At 43.9% G+C, this 15,488-nt stretch carries 16 protein-coding genes and 1 riboswitch; of the genes, 7 read left to right on the top strand and 9 right to left on the bottom strand.

Features of this window, described 5'->3' with window-relative positions:
* The first annotated feature begins 67 nt into the window (after positions 1-67).
* The 3 genes from BLV50_RS05280 (at position 68) to BLV50_RS05270 (ending at position 3,188) form a co-directional block, all read left to right on the top strand.
* On the top strand, positions 68-730 hold the full coding sequence (locus tag BLV50_RS05280; protein ID WP_079696065.1) for an MBL fold metallo-hydrolase: 663 nt from the start codon (positions 68-70) through the stop codon (positions 728-730).
* Positions 731-1,046: 316 nt separating this feature from the next.
* A complete protein-coding gene (locus BLV50_RS05275) occupies positions 1,047-1,886 on the top strand; it encodes an ArsR/SmtB family transcription factor (protein WP_218135363.1) in 840 nt (279 codons plus the stop codon).
* Positions 1,887-1,925: 39 nt separating this feature from the next.
* A complete protein-coding gene (locus BLV50_RS05270) occupies positions 1,926-3,188 on the top strand; it encodes an MFS transporter (RefSeq protein WP_079696067.1) in 1,263 nt (420 codons plus the stop codon).
* Positions 3,189-3,357: 169 nt separating this feature from the next.
* On the opposite strand, the gene BLV50_RS05265 is transcribed toward BLV50_RS05270, so the two are convergent.
* From BLV50_RS05265 to BLV50_RS05255, 3 genes are read right to left on the bottom strand one after another with little or no spacing between them, the layout of a single operon-like run.
* Complete coding sequence (locus BLV50_RS05265; RefSeq protein WP_063565029.1) at positions 3,358-3,843, bottom strand: nitroreductase family protein; 486 nt, start codon at positions 3,841-3,843, stop codon at positions 3,358-3,360.
* Positions 3,844-3,859: 16 nt separating this feature from the next.
* Positions 3,860-4,444 carry a nitroreductase family protein gene (locus BLV50_RS05260; RefSeq protein ID WP_256337856.1) on the bottom strand — a complete coding sequence of 195 codons (585 nt, stop codon included), beginning with the start codon at positions 4,442-4,444 and terminating at the stop codon, positions 3,860-3,862.
* A gap of 11 nt (positions 4,445-4,455) precedes the next feature.
* Positions 4,456-4,938 (bottom strand): MarR family transcriptional regulator, encoded by a 483-nt coding sequence (locus BLV50_RS05255; protein WP_063565031.1) that lies wholly within the window; start codon positions 4,936-4,938, stop codon positions 4,456-4,458.
* 267 nt (positions 4,939-5,205) lie between these two features.
* Between BLV50_RS05255 and BLV50_RS05250 the strand changes: the two genes are divergently transcribed.
* From BLV50_RS05250 to BLV50_RS05235, 4 genes are all read left to right on the top strand, one after another.
* Positions 5,206-6,015 (top strand): stalk domain-containing protein, encoded by an 810-nt coding sequence (locus BLV50_RS05250; RefSeq protein WP_090806294.1) that lies wholly within the window; start codon positions 5,206-5,208, stop codon positions 6,013-6,015.
* Positions 6,016-6,096: 81 nt separating this feature from the next.
* A riboswitch (ZMP/ZTP riboswitch) is annotated at positions 6,097-6,178 on the top strand.
* Positions 6,179-6,229: 51 nt separating this feature from the next.
* A complete protein-coding gene (locus BLV50_RS05245; protein WP_063565033.1) occupies positions 6,230-7,081 on the top strand; it encodes a bifunctional 5,10-methylenetetrahydrofolate dehydrogenase/5,10-methenyltetrahydrofolate cyclohydrolase in 852 nt (283 codons plus the stop codon).
* Positions 7,082-7,248: 167 nt separating this feature from the next.
* The gene (locus BLV50_RS05240; protein ID WP_072732831.1) at positions 7,249-8,013 is read left to right on the top strand and encodes a DUF817 domain-containing protein; all 765 of its coding nucleotides are present in this window, start codon (positions 7,249-7,251) and stop codon (positions 8,011-8,013) included.
* Positions 8,014-8,029: 16 nt separating this feature from the next.
* Entirely contained in the window at positions 8,030-8,842 is an 813-nt protein-coding gene (locus BLV50_RS05235; protein WP_063565034.1) for an undecaprenyl-diphosphate phosphatase, read from the top strand.
* 117 nt (positions 8,843-8,959) lie between these two features.
* On the opposite strand, the gene BLV50_RS05230 is transcribed toward BLV50_RS05235, so the two are convergent.
* From BLV50_RS05230 to BLV50_RS05205, 6 genes are all read right to left on the bottom strand, one after another.
* Positions 8,960-9,652 (bottom strand): hypothetical protein, encoded by a 693-nt coding sequence (locus tag BLV50_RS05230; RefSeq protein ID WP_256337855.1) that lies wholly within the window; start codon positions 9,650-9,652, stop codon positions 8,960-8,962.
* A 46-nt stretch (positions 9,653-9,698) separates the two neighbouring features.
* Positions 9,699-10,340, bottom strand: coding sequence for a hypothetical protein (locus BLV50_RS05225; protein ID WP_371129219.1), 642 nt, complete (start codon positions 10,338-10,340; stop codon positions 9,699-9,701).
* 170 nt (positions 10,341-10,510) lie between these two features.
* Positions 10,511-11,185, bottom strand: coding sequence for a bacillithiol biosynthesis deacetylase BshB2 (gene bshB2 / locus BLV50_RS05220; RefSeq protein WP_079696165.1), 675 nt, complete (start codon positions 11,183-11,185; stop codon positions 10,511-10,513).
* A gap of 23 nt (positions 11,186-11,208) precedes the next feature.
* On the bottom strand, positions 11,209-11,553 hold the full coding sequence (locus tag BLV50_RS05215) for a YojF family protein (RefSeq protein WP_024631702.1): 345 nt from the start codon (positions 11,551-11,553) through the stop codon (positions 11,209-11,211).
* 101 nt (positions 11,554-11,654) lie between these two features.
* The gene (locus BLV50_RS05210) at positions 11,655-12,572 is read right to left on the bottom strand and encodes a deoxyribonuclease IV (RefSeq protein WP_090807494.1); all 918 of its coding nucleotides are present in this window, start codon (positions 12,570-12,572) and stop codon (positions 11,655-11,657) included.
* A 220-nt stretch (positions 12,573-12,792) separates the two neighbouring features.
* The gene (locus BLV50_RS05205) at positions 12,793-15,264 is read right to left on the bottom strand and encodes a family 43 glycosylhydrolase (protein ID WP_256337854.1); all 2,472 of its coding nucleotides are present in this window, start codon (positions 15,262-15,264) and stop codon (positions 12,793-12,795) included.
* Between the last annotated feature and the right edge of the window lie 224 nt (positions 15,265-15,488).

Here is a 15,488-nt window from a genome sequence, read left to right as displayed (position 1 = left end):
TAATGACTTGATTCGTTTACAAAGAGATACTTTATTTATAAATTTCTTTCTACGGAGGATTAATATTATGGAAATTTCAAAGGGAGTCGAAATGCTCCATCTGGACTATCATGGGAATGTGATACACCCTATTCTTTTAAAGGATCAAGAAATGACTATTCTAATAGACACTGGTTTTCCAGGTCAATTTAAGGATTTACGTGTGGCAATGGAGAAGGCTGGCGTTTCAATAGACCAATTAAATGCAGTTATTTTGACCCATCAGGATGTCGATCATATAGGGAATCTACCGGAGATTTTACAGACGCGTGGCAACGCTGTTTATGTATATGCACACGAATTGGATAAGCCGTACATCCAAGGGGAACTGCCTCTGATAAAAGATGGTCACCTGGATAATCCGCCAAAGGGCACAGTAAACCATACTTTAATAGATGGTCAGGAACTGCCGTTTTGCGGCGGGATTCGCGTTATTCACACGCCTGGACACACACCCGGTCATATCAGTCTTTATTTGAAGGAAAGTAAAACTCTCATTGCCGGGGATTCCATGTACAGTGTAGAAGGTATACTTGGTGGAATTCACGCCCCGACTACACCGGATATGAACGCAGCAAAGCTCTCGTTGAGAAAATATGCAGATTTCGATATTACATCTGTCATTTGTTACCACGGGGGATTAAGTAATGTAAATGTGAAAGATCAGATAGCAGCACTCAACCAAGATTAAATTTTCAATATACACTATCGGTGAGTATTATTCAGTTATTTTAAAACCAGACTGCTCATTTTGCTGTCATTATAAATCATAAAGACGCTTCTTCAGGTGCTCGCCACCCGTGGGAACGTCTTTTTTCGTTGAAGAGAATAAGCAAATCATTGGACATTTTTGTTGCAAACCCATAATTGTTCGTATAAAATAAAACAAATTAGTTGTTCTATAAATATAGAACAAGAAAGAACAGGGGGAAATTCGAGCTATGAACTACAAAGTGGAAGTTGATTTCGCGCCAATTTATGAATGTGTAAGCAGCCTGACGGTTTTCATGAGTAAACAGAATCATAATGCTCTGGATGCTGGAAAACTATGGGTCAGAGAAGTACAAGATCGGTTCGCACCTGCCAAACTACAACAAATGCGGGAGACGATGAAACTTGTAGATGATTTTAGCCTTGCACCTTATATTTGGAGTTGTCCCGGTGAACGCTCAGTGAGTGGTTTTTTGGATTGGCTTGAAGACCTAACCACGGGCCAGCTATATGACATCGCTGCTAATGTGAAGTTGTCCGTTCCCTCCAATCTCCCGGAACTGCGCAGCCGGACATCCGAAGCGCTGCGTGAATGGGATACCCACTATTTCAGCCAAATTGATTCGGCGATTATCGAAGGTCTCGCCTTAGAAGCTGAAACCAGACAGTCCAGTTTAAACGGAACCAATGACTTAGAGGTCTATGAGGAGGCAACAGAAGGTATGCGTCTATACCCCACTCCTCTGCTCAAACAAGTGATTCTAATCCCTCAATATCATGCTCGTCCCTTTGTCACCTCAGCCATCTTTGATGAAGTGATTTTCACAAGTTACTCTGCCGATATTCTCCCACCAGCAACGGGTCGGCCTGAACATCGGTTGTTGCGTCTAACGCGAGCTTTGTCCGACGAGACCAGATTATATATCCTCCGCCTGTTGGCTGGAAGGCAGTTAACATTCACTGAGATCGTTAGCGAGGTTAAACTTTCTAAAAGTACGGTTCACTACCACCTGATTTCATTAAGGGCAGCGGGGCTTGTCATCGTGCATCATAACCAGAAAACGACCTCTTACAGCTTGCGTTTAGAAGCTCTCAACAAGCTTTCGGAACAGATTTCAGCTTATATTGAAGAATGATGATCATGCCCTTTAACCTACGCACACGGAGGAACACTCATGCTTAAGCGCAGTTATTATGGTTTACTAGCGACTGTCACTCTGAGTTCATTTGGTGACGTATTTGGTCTTCTGGCTATGGAATGGCTTGTCTATGAAATAACTGCATCTAAGATGGCCATGGGTGCGATGGCACTAAGCTTTAGCATTCCAGAAGTGGCCATTCGGTTGCTCGGCTCGCCGTTAGCCGATCGGTTACACCGAGGGCGGTTCATGGCAGTGCTTGCTTCTGTTAGGTTGCTTGCTCTCTTATTACCGCTGAGTCTGGGACTCGCAGGACACTTGCAATTATGGCATCTTTTCCTGGCCGCAGGACTAAGCGGGGCATGTTCTGCCCTATTCATGCCCACCGCAATGGCAATTATTCCCGGAGTATCAGATAAACACAAATTGGTGCGTGCATTCGCGGTAATCGACGGCTGCCGTAATGCAGCTGCTTTGTTGGGCCCAGCCTTAGCCGGAGCTCTTACTGCCGTAGCTGGGGCGTTGCCAACGCTGGGCATCAACGCCGTTTGTTACACCGCCGCCATTGCCACGTTGCTCTATCTGCCCACAATGCAGAAGCCAGTAGCAGCTAAGTCCTCATTTTCAATTAAGGCTTATTTCAGAGATATCCATGAAGGTTTCTCCTTTTATCGTAGTTTCCCGGCCATGCTTTCGATTATGGGAATGGTTTCGATCAGCAACATGTCTTCTGTAGCAATCTGGACGATGATGATTCCTTTTGTTCGTGAAGTGTTAAATCGGGATGCCGCTGCTATGGGTACACTCACCACTGCTTCAGCATGTGGCACATTAATAGGACTTTTGGTCATCTCGTGGATGGGTGAAATCAAAAGACGACGGACAGTTATGTTGTGCAGCCTAGCCGCCATCGGGCTTTTTAACGCCTTACTGGGCCTATTCCCGAGTTATCCGTTTGCGCTCGTTGCCTTATGTGCCGCTGGTGCAGCAGGACCTTTCTTTGGTTCTCTCAGTTCAGCTTTGCATGGTACACTTGTCCCCGGACCTCTTCAAGGCCGAGTCAACTCAATACGGTTCCTCATTGGTGGCGGACTACAGCCTGTAGGTGCTTTTGCAGGTGCAGCGGTTGCAGAACTCTATGGTCTGCCTTTCTTATTCTTGTCTTTGGGTCTGCTCCCCTTGCTTTGTTCGGTCGCCGCAGCTTTCCTTCCCAACCTGAAGAATTTAGATGGTGATTTATCTGCTTTACAGAATAGAACACAATTCAATTCTCATAACAAGGTAATTAACACATTATAGAAATATCATTTTTCTAAAATAGGTGAATCTCTGGATTAGTTGTGTGTATCCGCTATAGCTGACTTGTAATCTACAAATCGGATACACACCGCACAAAAAAGAACGACAATCCCGATCAAGGTTTTGTCGTTCCTCATTCATTTAAATTTTCTTTCCTATATCTTCTACGCTACAGCAGTTCGAACTGAAGCTGAGGTTCTGTTATCTCAGTTTTCCCTTCCAGCTGTACAGCGCCATATCCCAATTCCAGAACCGCAGCAATTCGCTCGTTGCCTAACACGCCAAACTTTTCAGCACGACTCCGGTCGTACATCCAGTCATGCAACGTACTGCGCACACCCAGGCCCTGTTCATGGGCAAGCAAACGAAAATTTTGGATCAGACAGCAGACAGCTGCAAAGTCCTCTTCCCGCTTATGATGATCCGCCTCTTCCTTCACCAGAACCAGAAGATACGCTGGAGCGTGCTCCTGCATTCCCTGCATGAGTTTCCCATTACGATTATCGGCAAAAATAAATCGCCACGGCTCACGAAGTCCATCATTTGGCGCCCACACGGCGTGATTGAGCAATTCAAGGATTAGCTCCTGTGATACCGGTCGATCCAAAAAATATTTCGGACTGTGTATGCCCCCTTGCAGATCGGACAATTCCATATTTACATCCTCCCTTCTACGTAGTCTGACCCTGAAATACAGTCCACTTTTGCTCAGCTGGTGTTCTTTTCCGGCTTCTTGGCGCTTTGTCGTAATATCCCATATGAAGAATGCCAACAAATCTTTCATCCTCACGCAGTCCAATTCCTTTGAAAAAGCCTTCATTCTGAATCATGGACTCTGTATCCCACAGCATTCCTAACCCTTGTTCCCATCCCAGCAGTTGGAAGCTCTGCATCATCCCGCAGGCAGCCGCATAATTGCGATCATTGGTCAGACGATCCGGTCCTACAGTCGACATAACAATGACATGAGCAGGAATATCGGTAAACCTCTTTTTAAACACATCCAGCAGTTTTCCCGGAATCAACTTGCCGAGCTTGCTCTGCGACATCTGTTCCAGCATGCAGTCCACCAACCGTTTGCGTGCTTCGGGGGTTCCGGCATAAACGACACGCCATAAGCCAGCTTCAACAGATGGTTGAAGCCGCGTAGCCTTGTGCAGCAATTCAACAACCAACTCCTTTTCCACCGGTGTAGAATTACATTTACGAATACTTCTGCGTTCCCTGATCAATTCTGCCAGACTCAAGTGTTTCACTCTCCTTCAGTTTATCTGGATTCCATATCCATGCTGCTGTCTTGAAGAAATTGAAGTATTATTTTCAGCTCCGGTTCCGAATATTTGTCCAAAGAACGATAGAACCGTTCAGCCTCAAGTACATGTAAACGTTCATGCAGTTCAAAGATCTTTTTGCCTTGTGGTGACAACCGGAAATAGCTCTCCTTCTTGTTGTCATTCATTTTCGTACGTTTGACGAATCCTTCCTCCAGCAGTTTGTTGCCGATCTTGGTAATACTTGCTTTGGACAAATTCATCGCCTCAGCAATCCCTGTGTTGTTAATAGGCTCATGCTTGCCAATGCAATCTATCATATGAACCGCGGTCAAATGCTGAGGGATTTTGTCCATGCTTTCCCGCTGGGCGATACTTAGAAAATGTTCAATTTCCGTATCCTTGTGATTCTCATATACATGTAAAAACCGGATAAATTGGTCATACAGTAACTGTTTTGTTCGATCGTTTGAATCCATTCTTCAATCGCTCCTTATTTACTTATAAACAATAAAAAAACCTTGAATGATTAAACTAATTCAGGAAATTAATCCGAGATAGTTTACTTGTTAACAATATATCATGAGTGAGAACAGTTATCAACTATTTCCTCTGGTAAAAGTAAAAAATTAGAATTAAGCCCTAGGCTACCTTACTGCTTGGAGAATGGCATCTTACATACAGAAACATTTTCTATTTTGATAACGTCTACATATTTAAATAATTAATCCTTAGAGGAGGAGCCTATGTTTAAAAAAATCACTATTTCCTTGCTGACAACGACTCTGCTCATCCTGCCGAGCTTTGCGGCTACCGGGGAAGCTGCAAACCAGTACATCACAATGGATACTGGCATGCTACAAAATAATCGTGTTCTAATTCCGTTACGGGCAGTGTCCGAAAACTTGGGAGCGGAAGTTAACTGGAATAAAGAACTAAAAAATATCACCATTACCAAAGGTGAAATGACAATACTTTTGACCATTAACTCTAAAAAGATACTGGTTAACCAAGAGGCAGTTTCTCTGGATGTTCCTGCGGAATTAAACGATAACACCACCTATATCCCGGCGCGGTTTATCAGTCAAACTTTAGGCGCTGACGTGCAATGGAATCAACAAACCAGCCAAGCAACAATCACTCTGGATGGCACGCAAATACAGGTGACGATGGCAAAACCCAAAGTGCAAGTGCCCAATACAAAGAGAATAACGGCCAAACAACAGCAAATCTTCGTTGATAAATTAAATGAAGCGACAAACCTGTCTTCCATTAAGCAAATTCGGACATACTTTAGCGCCTATTTTACAGATCGTTTTATCAACGAAATTATTCGGGATAGGCTGGAATACGACTTTAAATTCAAAATCATCAGCCAATCCGGTCTGACTTACCCTGACAGTAATACAGCTAGATTAAGTCAATACTCGGGTTCTAGTTCCGTTTACGGTAACAAGGAAACACTCTACCGAAGTGCCACACTCGTCTATACAAATAAGGGCTGGAAAGTAGATCGTGTTGAATTTTCATTAATAGACGAGATACTTAATCCTTAAGATCATCTCTCTCTATAAGAGAAATCCATTAACTATTGAACAATTTTGCTTTTTCAAGTACTATCAATCTAAACAATTTAAACGATCATATGTAACTGGCGAACACGGTGAACCGTGAGGGAGCATATGGTTTTGTAATAAGCCGTACGCCTGGGCAGAGGTAAGGAATATTTATTTCCTTGCCTCTTTTTTATGTTGAAAGGGCGATGTGAAAATGAGTACTGACAAACTGATCTTGAATGGACAAACGGTAGCAGATTTTATGAAGGAAGACATGGCCTCGAAGGTTGCCATTCTTAAGGAAAAAGGCATTCAGCCTTGTCTCGCTACAATTCTCGTCGGAGATGATCCTTCTTCAGCGACTTATGTGCGTATGAAAGGAAATGCTTGTGCTCGCTTAGGCGTGCAATCCATTAAGGTCGTTCTTTCTGCGGATACCACCACGGATGAATTAATTCAAGAAATAAACAAGCTAAATGATGACCCTTCCGTACACGGTATTTTGCTTCAGCACCCTGTCCCGAATCATATCGATGAAAGAGCAGCTTTTGATGCCATTAGTATCGAGAAAGACGTTGACGGTGTTACGACTCTCGGTTTTGCACTTAATGCTTTTGGAGACGCAGAATTCCCTTCCTGTACACCACAGGCTATTATGCGCATTTTGGATTTCTACAATATTCAGATCGAGGGCAAACATGCAGTTGTCATCGGAAGAAGTCCAATTCTGGGCAAACCTGTCTCAGCCATGCTGCTCAACCGGAATGCAACGGTGACGACTTGCCACTCCAAAACCGTGAATCTGGAAGAAATCGTGAAGCTTGGCGATATCATAATTGCAGCCGTGGGCAAACCGCTCTTTGTTAAAGGAGACTGGATTAAACCAGGTGCTGTCGTTATTGATGCAGGTTATAACAAAGGCAACGTCGGAGATGTGGACTACGAAGCTTGCTTTGTTCCTTCTTCAGCAATCACACCTGTACCGGGCGGTGTTGGTCCTGTAACGATTGCGACGCTCATTGAACATACGATTAAATCTGCCTACAAGCTGTCTGAAAATGCATAATTGAATTAGCCAAAAAACAAGGTCCCTCCAGTTGACGAGGGGCCTGTTTTGTCTTTGAATAAGCTCGAATTGAAAATAAGAAAATATATAGATCTTTTTTTCTCTTTTTACAAACGGACCATATCTATATTATTATGAACAAGGCTTAGGAAGGAGATAAACATAACTTGAAACCTTTAGTACAGCTCCTGCATTTTGGTTATCATCAGGCGATGAGTTGCATTTTTCCTGTGGCGATCTTTGGAACGTTGGCCCTTTCTAGCGTAATTCAGATACCCTTTCTTTATCGCTATGATGCCATTCTGCTTGTTTTATTAGCAGTACAATACCTTATGTACCGGAGCGGATTGGAAACACGTGATGAAATCAAAGTCATATGTATATTTCACGTGATTGGATTGGTACTGGAGATGTATAAGGTGTGGATGGGATCCTGGTCATACCCTGAGCCTGGTTATACCAAGCTCTTTGGCGTTCCCCTTTATAGCGGATTTATGTATGCAAGTGTAGCAAGCTTTATGTGCCAAATATGGCGCAGATTGCGTATGGACATGACAGGCTGGCCTGGGTTTGCATCTTCGGTTCTGTTAGGAGGAGCCATCTATATCAACTTTTTCACACATCATTTTATTCCCGATTTTCGTTGGTGGTTGACCGCTCTGGTATTTATTGTTTTTCGTAAAACATGGATTATCTATCGGGTACGATTAACTACCTATCGAATGCCGTTAACGCTCGCTTTTGTCATCGTAGGTTTTTTCATCTGGACTGCTGAAAATATAGCTACATTTTTTAACGGCTGGAAATACCCTGACCAGCATGACTCCTGGCAACTGGTCAGTTTTAGCAAGATAAGTTCGTGGTTCCTTTTGGTGATTATTAGTGTCATCATTGTGGCCCAACTGAAATATGTCAAAGCTAATCGAAAATAATGAGTAGGAGGATACAATGGAAGACTTTATTTTGTGGTTGAAATATGTGTTATTAGGTATCGTACAAGGGGCTACAGAGCCTATTCCGGTTTCTTCAAGCGGACATTTGATTATCGTTCAACGACTGCTTGGCATGCAGCAGAACGGATTATCCTTTGAAATTTTGACAAACACAGCCTCACTGATTGCCATTATGTTTATTTTTCGGGAAGATATCAAAAAACTTATTGTAGGAGGCTGGCGATTTCTAGTCTCTCGCAATGCGGAGTACAGAGCAGATTTTATGTTTTGTCTATACATAATCATAGGTACCCTGCCTGCTGCGATTGGGGCTGTGCTATTCAAGGATAAAATTGAAGAAATATTCACTTCTGTCTATACGGTTGCGATTAGTTTACTGATTACAGGGGTTGCCCTATGGCTCATTCGAAACCTTCGCGGGCGCAAAAGAGATGGCGATTTGTCTGCGAAAGACGCAGTACTGGTGGGTCTGGCTCAAGCGGTGGCTCTTATTCCGGGAATAAGCCGCTCTGGTGCAACAGTCATTGCATCTATTGCTGTCGGGATGAAACAAGAAACGGCGTTGAAATTTTCTTTTATGCTCTACATTCCGATCAGCATTGGCGGGGTAATATTAGGGGCTTCTGACATTGTAACCGATCCGCACCGAGCGCAGTTAGCTATACCTTACATTTTAGCGTTCATTACGACCCTTATCGTAACCTACTTTTCAATGAGATGGTTCATGGGAATTATGGCAAGAGGGAACTTGATTTACTTTTCATACTATTGCTTCGTAGTCGGAATTCTTTTACTTATTTTTTTGTAAACCCGAATTTTCCTTGTAACGTATAAGGGAACAACCCTAAACAGTGGGTTGTTCCCTTTTTATTGTCTTCCAGACTTGACGATCTCGCCCTACTCGCAGGTTCCGTACGAACACTCTTTAACGTTCTCCCAGAACCATGGCGCCCATGCCATTCGGATCATCAATTTGTTTATGGGTTACGAGTTCTCCTTTGTCGTTGAATCCCTTCATTTCATACGGAATTGTTGCAGACGAGGGCAGTGATACAAACCAGATTATGCTTTCCGGCCCCACCTCAACCAACTTGGCTTCGGCAACTACTGGTTTCTCATTTCCCTCAAACTCGACTGTTACACGCTGAATAGCCGGGTCTAATATATGTCCAAACAGCATAGGGAAAGGTGTCGATATGTGACTCAATTCAGGTATGCTCATGTAATCCAGTGCAGACGTGAATTGAGATGATTCACCAATGGAATATCCGCCACCCCATGCCCACTTCCATCCGAATATTATTTTCCGAGCATACTCCATCTGAAGATTGCTGTTATTTTCCTGACCCGTTTTTTGTTTGAACAAAATTATGCCGCCGTCTACCGGTTCTTGATGAATGATTTGTAATGAATCATCATTATTTCTAAACTTTCGGATCGCTTCTTCAGCAGTTTTTCCTATAGGAATATGCATGGTTTCACTCATTCCCATTGCTTTGGACATGCGCCGATCGGCTAGTCCGCCAGGTCTGTCATTAACATAAACAAATGCGATGCACGTTATGAGCAAAAGTAAAATGACTATCGCAGTAATTCGAATGATTCGTTTTCTTCGCATTTTTGGCATTAAGATGTCCATTCACTCCTTAAGATGACGATGACGACTATTCGCCCTGAACCGTAGATAAGGAAACAAGGACCGGACTAGCGAAATCGGAAGCTTCTTCCCCTTTGGCATTGTGAAGACGGAATAAAAAAGCGTCACCTTTTTCTGATTTCCAGACCATATAATCGTTTATCCCTTTTTCACCTGAAGCTTGAAGATAAAGCTCGGCGAAACCAAGCGGGTGCTCAATCAACTCGCCACTATAATCAGTCACCGCACCGAATTTTTCCAAGTTCTCTTGCCCAGTTGTCTTAAGCTTTTCCAGATCATAATCTGAGGGCAGTGGTTCAATATCCACATAGTAGTCCGGATTGCTTGTCAGCGACAAGCGGCCTTTGGCAGCATCAAAAGAAAACTTCTCGAACACGTACAATGTAAAACCTTCCCCTTGATGCAAGGTGGCCGTTTGTGATGAATTCCCCTCCCCTGTCATCAAATCAAAACTTTCTGTTTGCGGTCGTGTCGTTTCAGATGTTTCCTCATTTTCTGTGGTTGGAGCTGTAACCGACTCATTTGTTGGTGCTGATGGTTCAGAGGTTGCAGGCAGCTCTGTTTTTCCAGAGCAAGCTGTAAGTGCAACAAACATAACGAGTATCGGGATTTTAATAAAAACAGAACGAAGTTCTTTCAATTGTATCACTCCTTACAAGTTTAATGGTCAATATGTTATTACCCATGGAAGCGCATGGAAACCATACGATTGCCCCTACTCACTCCATTCTCCACCTGAACAATATGTTATGTTTAAAACGAAAAAAAGTCGCCATAATGGCGACTTTTTACGTAATTTAGATTGTACAGATTGTAAAATTAATTGAACTTATAGGTCCAAAATGCTTCTCTTCCAAACCGATTTCGGATTTGTTCATCGTCCAATTTCCCCTTGCCGACAAGTTCCGGCGCTTGGAATTGTGAACGGTGAGCTCGAATCGACGCCATTTTCTTGGCAAGGAATCCGCTCACGTCTTCAATCACATCCGCTTTCCCGATACTCTCTTCGTGATTGTTCGAGAATGCGCAGCAGTACACAATAGGTCTCTCCTCTGCGGGCAATCGACCAATCGTTCGCGTAACCGCGGCTCCGGTTGCATCATGATCGGGATGCACACTATACCCCGGATAGAAAGTAATGACCAGTGAAGGGTTAAGCTCCTTGATCAGGGCTAAGATGTGGCCATCTAGCAGCTCAGGGTCTTCAAACTCGATCATTTTATCATGAAAACCGAGCATCCTTAAGTCTTGAATACCAATCGCATTGGAGGACTCTATGAGTTCATCCTTACGGATTATTGGCAAGGTGACCCGGTTGGCAAATGGAGGGATGCCCATATTACGTCCCATCTCCCCTAGAGTCAGGCAAGCATAAGTGACTTGAGCACCGCCTTCTATGTACTTCGCCAACGTTCCCGAAGCAGTGAATGCTTCATCATCGGGATGGGGAAACACAACTAAAATGCGCTGATGTTCAATCTGTTTGTTATTCATGCTTATTTAATCCTCCGCTTTCATCAGAACAATTCCCGACTAAGTTGTAAAGCTACAACCAGCTTTCCTTGACTATCGTGACCAGCCAGAATGAGTCGTTCTTGTTCCAGCTCGTCAATGTGTGTAAGTCCTTCAGCGTATATCCAGCCGTGAGTGGTTTTTAAACCAACTCGGTATGGGCCTGTGCCCGAGATAGATCCTTGCGTATATCGTATGACCGCATTGGAAATGAATGCCGACCCCGGATGCCTTGTGCTATCGAAGTGACTGGCGTAAGCACCTGACGTGAGTTCGAGGTGTAAATATAGGTCCTGATCGAGAAGTTGATTGATCCGGTGTTGGATGTCTTGAGGCTCTATTGGCTGCATGGCGGCCTCCTTTTTAATAAAAAGTAACGTTCTACATCCATTTTAACATATGTCCCGTGAGAATAAACATGGAATGAGTGAGCGAATGTTTGGAATACTCTCTATTTACTGTTTTCTAAAGAATCCTCTTCCTTCTGCACGGGTTCGGAGCACTCTCTTCTTAACAGGGCAATTTCATGTCGATAAGGTGCACTTTTATATTTTATTTTGCCAATCGACGGCGTCTCAAGCAGTTTCGGAATTGACACGAGCTGGGGATGATGTACGATATAATCCAAAGTCTGAAGTCCGATATGTCCGTGCCCAATGTTTTCATGGCGATCTTTCCTCGATCCCCGCACATTCTTGGAGTCATTGATATGCAGTACTTTTAATCGATCAAGGCCAAGCACCTTATCAAACTGCTCAAGTACCCCATCAAAATTATCAACAATATCGTATCCGGCATCATGAACATGACAAGTGTCCAAACATATGGAAATCCGTTCATTCCGCTGCACGCCATCGACAATCTGTGCCAGTTCTTCAAAGCTTGTTCCGCACTCTGTTCCTTTTCCCGCCATCGTCTCCAACGAAATCTGTACCTCCGGGTGATTATCGTCTTGTAATACTTCATTTAATCCCCGGATTATTTGTCGAATACCGATGTCCAATCCAGCATTTACGTGGGCCCCGGGGTGAAGAACAAGCTGATTTGATCCCAGCGCTGCCGTTCGTTCGATCTCGTCTCGCAGGAATTGTACGCTAAAATCAAACACCTCTCGTTTGCAACTATTCGCCAGATTAATCAGGAATGGAGCATGCACGACAATATTGGAAATGCCATGCTGCTTCATGTGCAAATGACCTGCTTCTATATTATATTGCGAAATAGATTTTCGTTTCGAATTCTGCGGTGCGCCAGTGTACATCAGAAAAGTAGATGCACCGTAAGAAGCGGCTTCTTTACTAGCCTGAAGAAACATCTCTTTTCCTCCAAAGGATACATGCGATCCAATCAGCAGATCACTACTTTTCATCATTACCAACCACCCTCTCCTGTTGAAACCATCATTTAATTATCAATGAAATGGGTTGGATTGGCTAATGGGAAATGACGGTGGTGAAGGAGATCAGAGGAAGGCATCATTTGGTCGCAATAGCTTACATGTTTAAGGCAAAAAAGCCGCCAATTGGCGGCTTGATATGCATTTCAGTTCTCGTTACAACCATTTTCATTCTCAACGCCTAGCTTCCGGCTCAAGGAGAAACGGATACGTTATCGAAATGCGTATGCTTGTTTGCCGTTCTAACACCGATTTTGCCATGCGTGAACGGATTCAGGCTGTTGTCAGTATAATCGATCTTCGGGTTGACCATATCATCCACATAAACTTTGATGTTTGTACCATTAACGGCAACTTTCATATGATACCAGGTATTGGTGGAATATGATTGCGCGTTGCTCTTGAGGAGCGCCCAATTATAATTCATCTTGCCCAGACTAACTCCGCTTGTGGTCAGATAGGCGTAATATCCTTGTAAAGCATCATAATTGTTCTGACCTCGTTCTGTACCGTGGGATGGATTGGACACTCTGACAAGTAACCCCCCATCTCCCCCTGAGTCAATCATCTTAATATCCGCCTCGACCGTATAATCTGCCCATCCTGAATCTCCAAATGTAGATTTGGCAGGTCCGGTGCTCGCTGCACTGTATTCACCATTCTCTACAGCCCAGGTTCCTTCAAACCGTGTCCATCCATTATCGTCGCCGTCGTTAAAATTATCACTTACACTTGTCACATCAACATTCTTCTGAAACGTCATTCTTGAGAAATCAGCCTCGCCTGTTACGAATTCAACCTTTAATTCCCGTTGTCCAGCATTTAAATAGACCTTTTTCTTGGAGATGTTTTTCCAATTATCCCATCCGCCCGTATTAGGTACATTGACGATACCCGTTAAGTCGGTCGAACCATCCCACACTCGGATCTGAGCCCCGTCCAACGAGGTAGCCATGCGAAAATCAATATCGTAATATCCACTTGACTCCACGTTTACTTTGTATTTATACCATTCTCCCGTCTGATTCCAGCCCAAGTTGTACAGTCCTTCGTTATTCAGGCGAATATCCCCGGCATCGGTACGATAAGCCCCGCCCAGGTTCCCAGCCGTTGTATCGTGATAAGCGACACCCTCGCCTCCTTTCATATAATGAACGGCCTCGATTGTGCCTGGAATCGGCTTGGAGGCATTCCATGCACTGCTTCCGTTCACATCATTGTTAAAAGCAGTATAGCCGAAGTCCGCATGTGTATCCTCTGTCAGAACACCAATTTTGCCTGCTCCTACATTGGCGGTACGCGTTGCTTTGAACATACCATCTACGTAGTATTTAAACGTTGATCCCGATTTTTCTATCCGTATGTTATGCCATTTCGAATAATTGAAGTCGGCAGGCAGATCGAATGTTTGCCAAGCCTGATCCACACCGTTAATTCGGAAAAATGTCTCAAGTCTTTTGTTTTTCGAACTGATCAGCGCAACACCGTAGTTGTTCTCATTCGTATAGGAGAATGTAGCGCCGTATCTCGGATTGGTGGACGTTCCCCGATTCATTTCCTTCATGTTAAATTCAGCCGTATAATCCGATGCGCTGCTCAAAGCCGTCACTTGTTTATACCAAGTTGAGCTGCCCATTGAATTTTGCCACATGAGTTCCTGATTGTAGATGCCCCAATTACCACCGTTCACGTTGGACCAATTACTTCCGATTGCAGAACGATCGAAGTAGTCATAGAAAACAGGCATTTCTGGATTGGGTTGATCCGTTGAAGTCGGACCTTGCACGATCATCTTGTCGTTATTCCATACAATTCGGTCCATGTTCAGATGCCGCAGCGGTCCAATGATTCCGTTACCTTCCAAATTGTGATACATCATATAGTGAGTGTCCAGATTAGGTCCTGTTACTACAGTGTTGTGTCCTAATCCCACGGTTGGACCCTCTGTACGAATTAATACCGGGTTTGTGCTATCAGTAACATATCCGGACCTCGGACCTGTCGTGCTAACTGCCACATCCACCCGATATCCTTTGCTAAATACGTGGTTACCTGTATAGGTCATATAGTATTTTCCATTTCGTTTGAAGACGGTTGAACCCTCAGTCCAGCCTCCCATCCCCACGCCTGTAGACGCACTCACTCCGATCTCAGTCGGACTGCTCATCGGTGCTGCATCTATGCGGCCCTGTGCTGCGTGATAGAAGCTGAACGAGCCATCATCGTCAATGAACACATTACCGTCAATCGACTTTCCAAGGTTGCCCGTTACTACATTGAAGGGTCCGGTAGGACTTGTGCTACTCAGCACGTAATGTCCTTTTCCGGCAGGTGATGTATACATGTAGAACATGCCATTCCAGTAAACAACTTCAGGAGCATAAGCTCCGTGCGTAATGGGATCTGTTGCAGCTAATCCACGGTACGACCAATTCACCAGGTCTTTGGAGCTCCAGACTTTGACACCGTCGTCCGTATCTCTTGTGCTTACATACAGGTAATAGTATCCATTAAATTTCAATACATAGGGGTCCCCGAGTCCATATTGTCCCCATTCATCCGGTAACGTTTGCGGATTTTGATAGGCTGTGGCAGGGAGTGGCACTGACGAAACCATTAATAAAATGACCAACAGCGTGAACATGAATCGACGACTCTTCCTCACATGATTTCCTCCTAGTCTGTTTTTTGTTACCGCTTACAAATACATCAATGTTCTCTACTTTCGCTTCTGTCTTACATCCGAAGAACTTGTTTTCTTCTGCACAACAGCTAACCGTCACAACCGTATGTACAGACATAATCGAGTCTCTTCATCGGGTGTTGAAATCTAGCATAAAGTAAGAAGTTACAAATAGAAATAACATTTCGTTGTCATTTATTTGGCAT

Source organism: Paenibacillus sp. 276b (genome assembly GCF_900107875.1).
Taxonomy (GTDB): domain Bacteria; phylum Bacillota; class Bacilli; order Paenibacillales; family Paenibacillaceae; genus Paenibacillus; species Paenibacillus marchantiae.
This window is presented reverse-complemented; position numbering and strand designations above follow the sequence as displayed.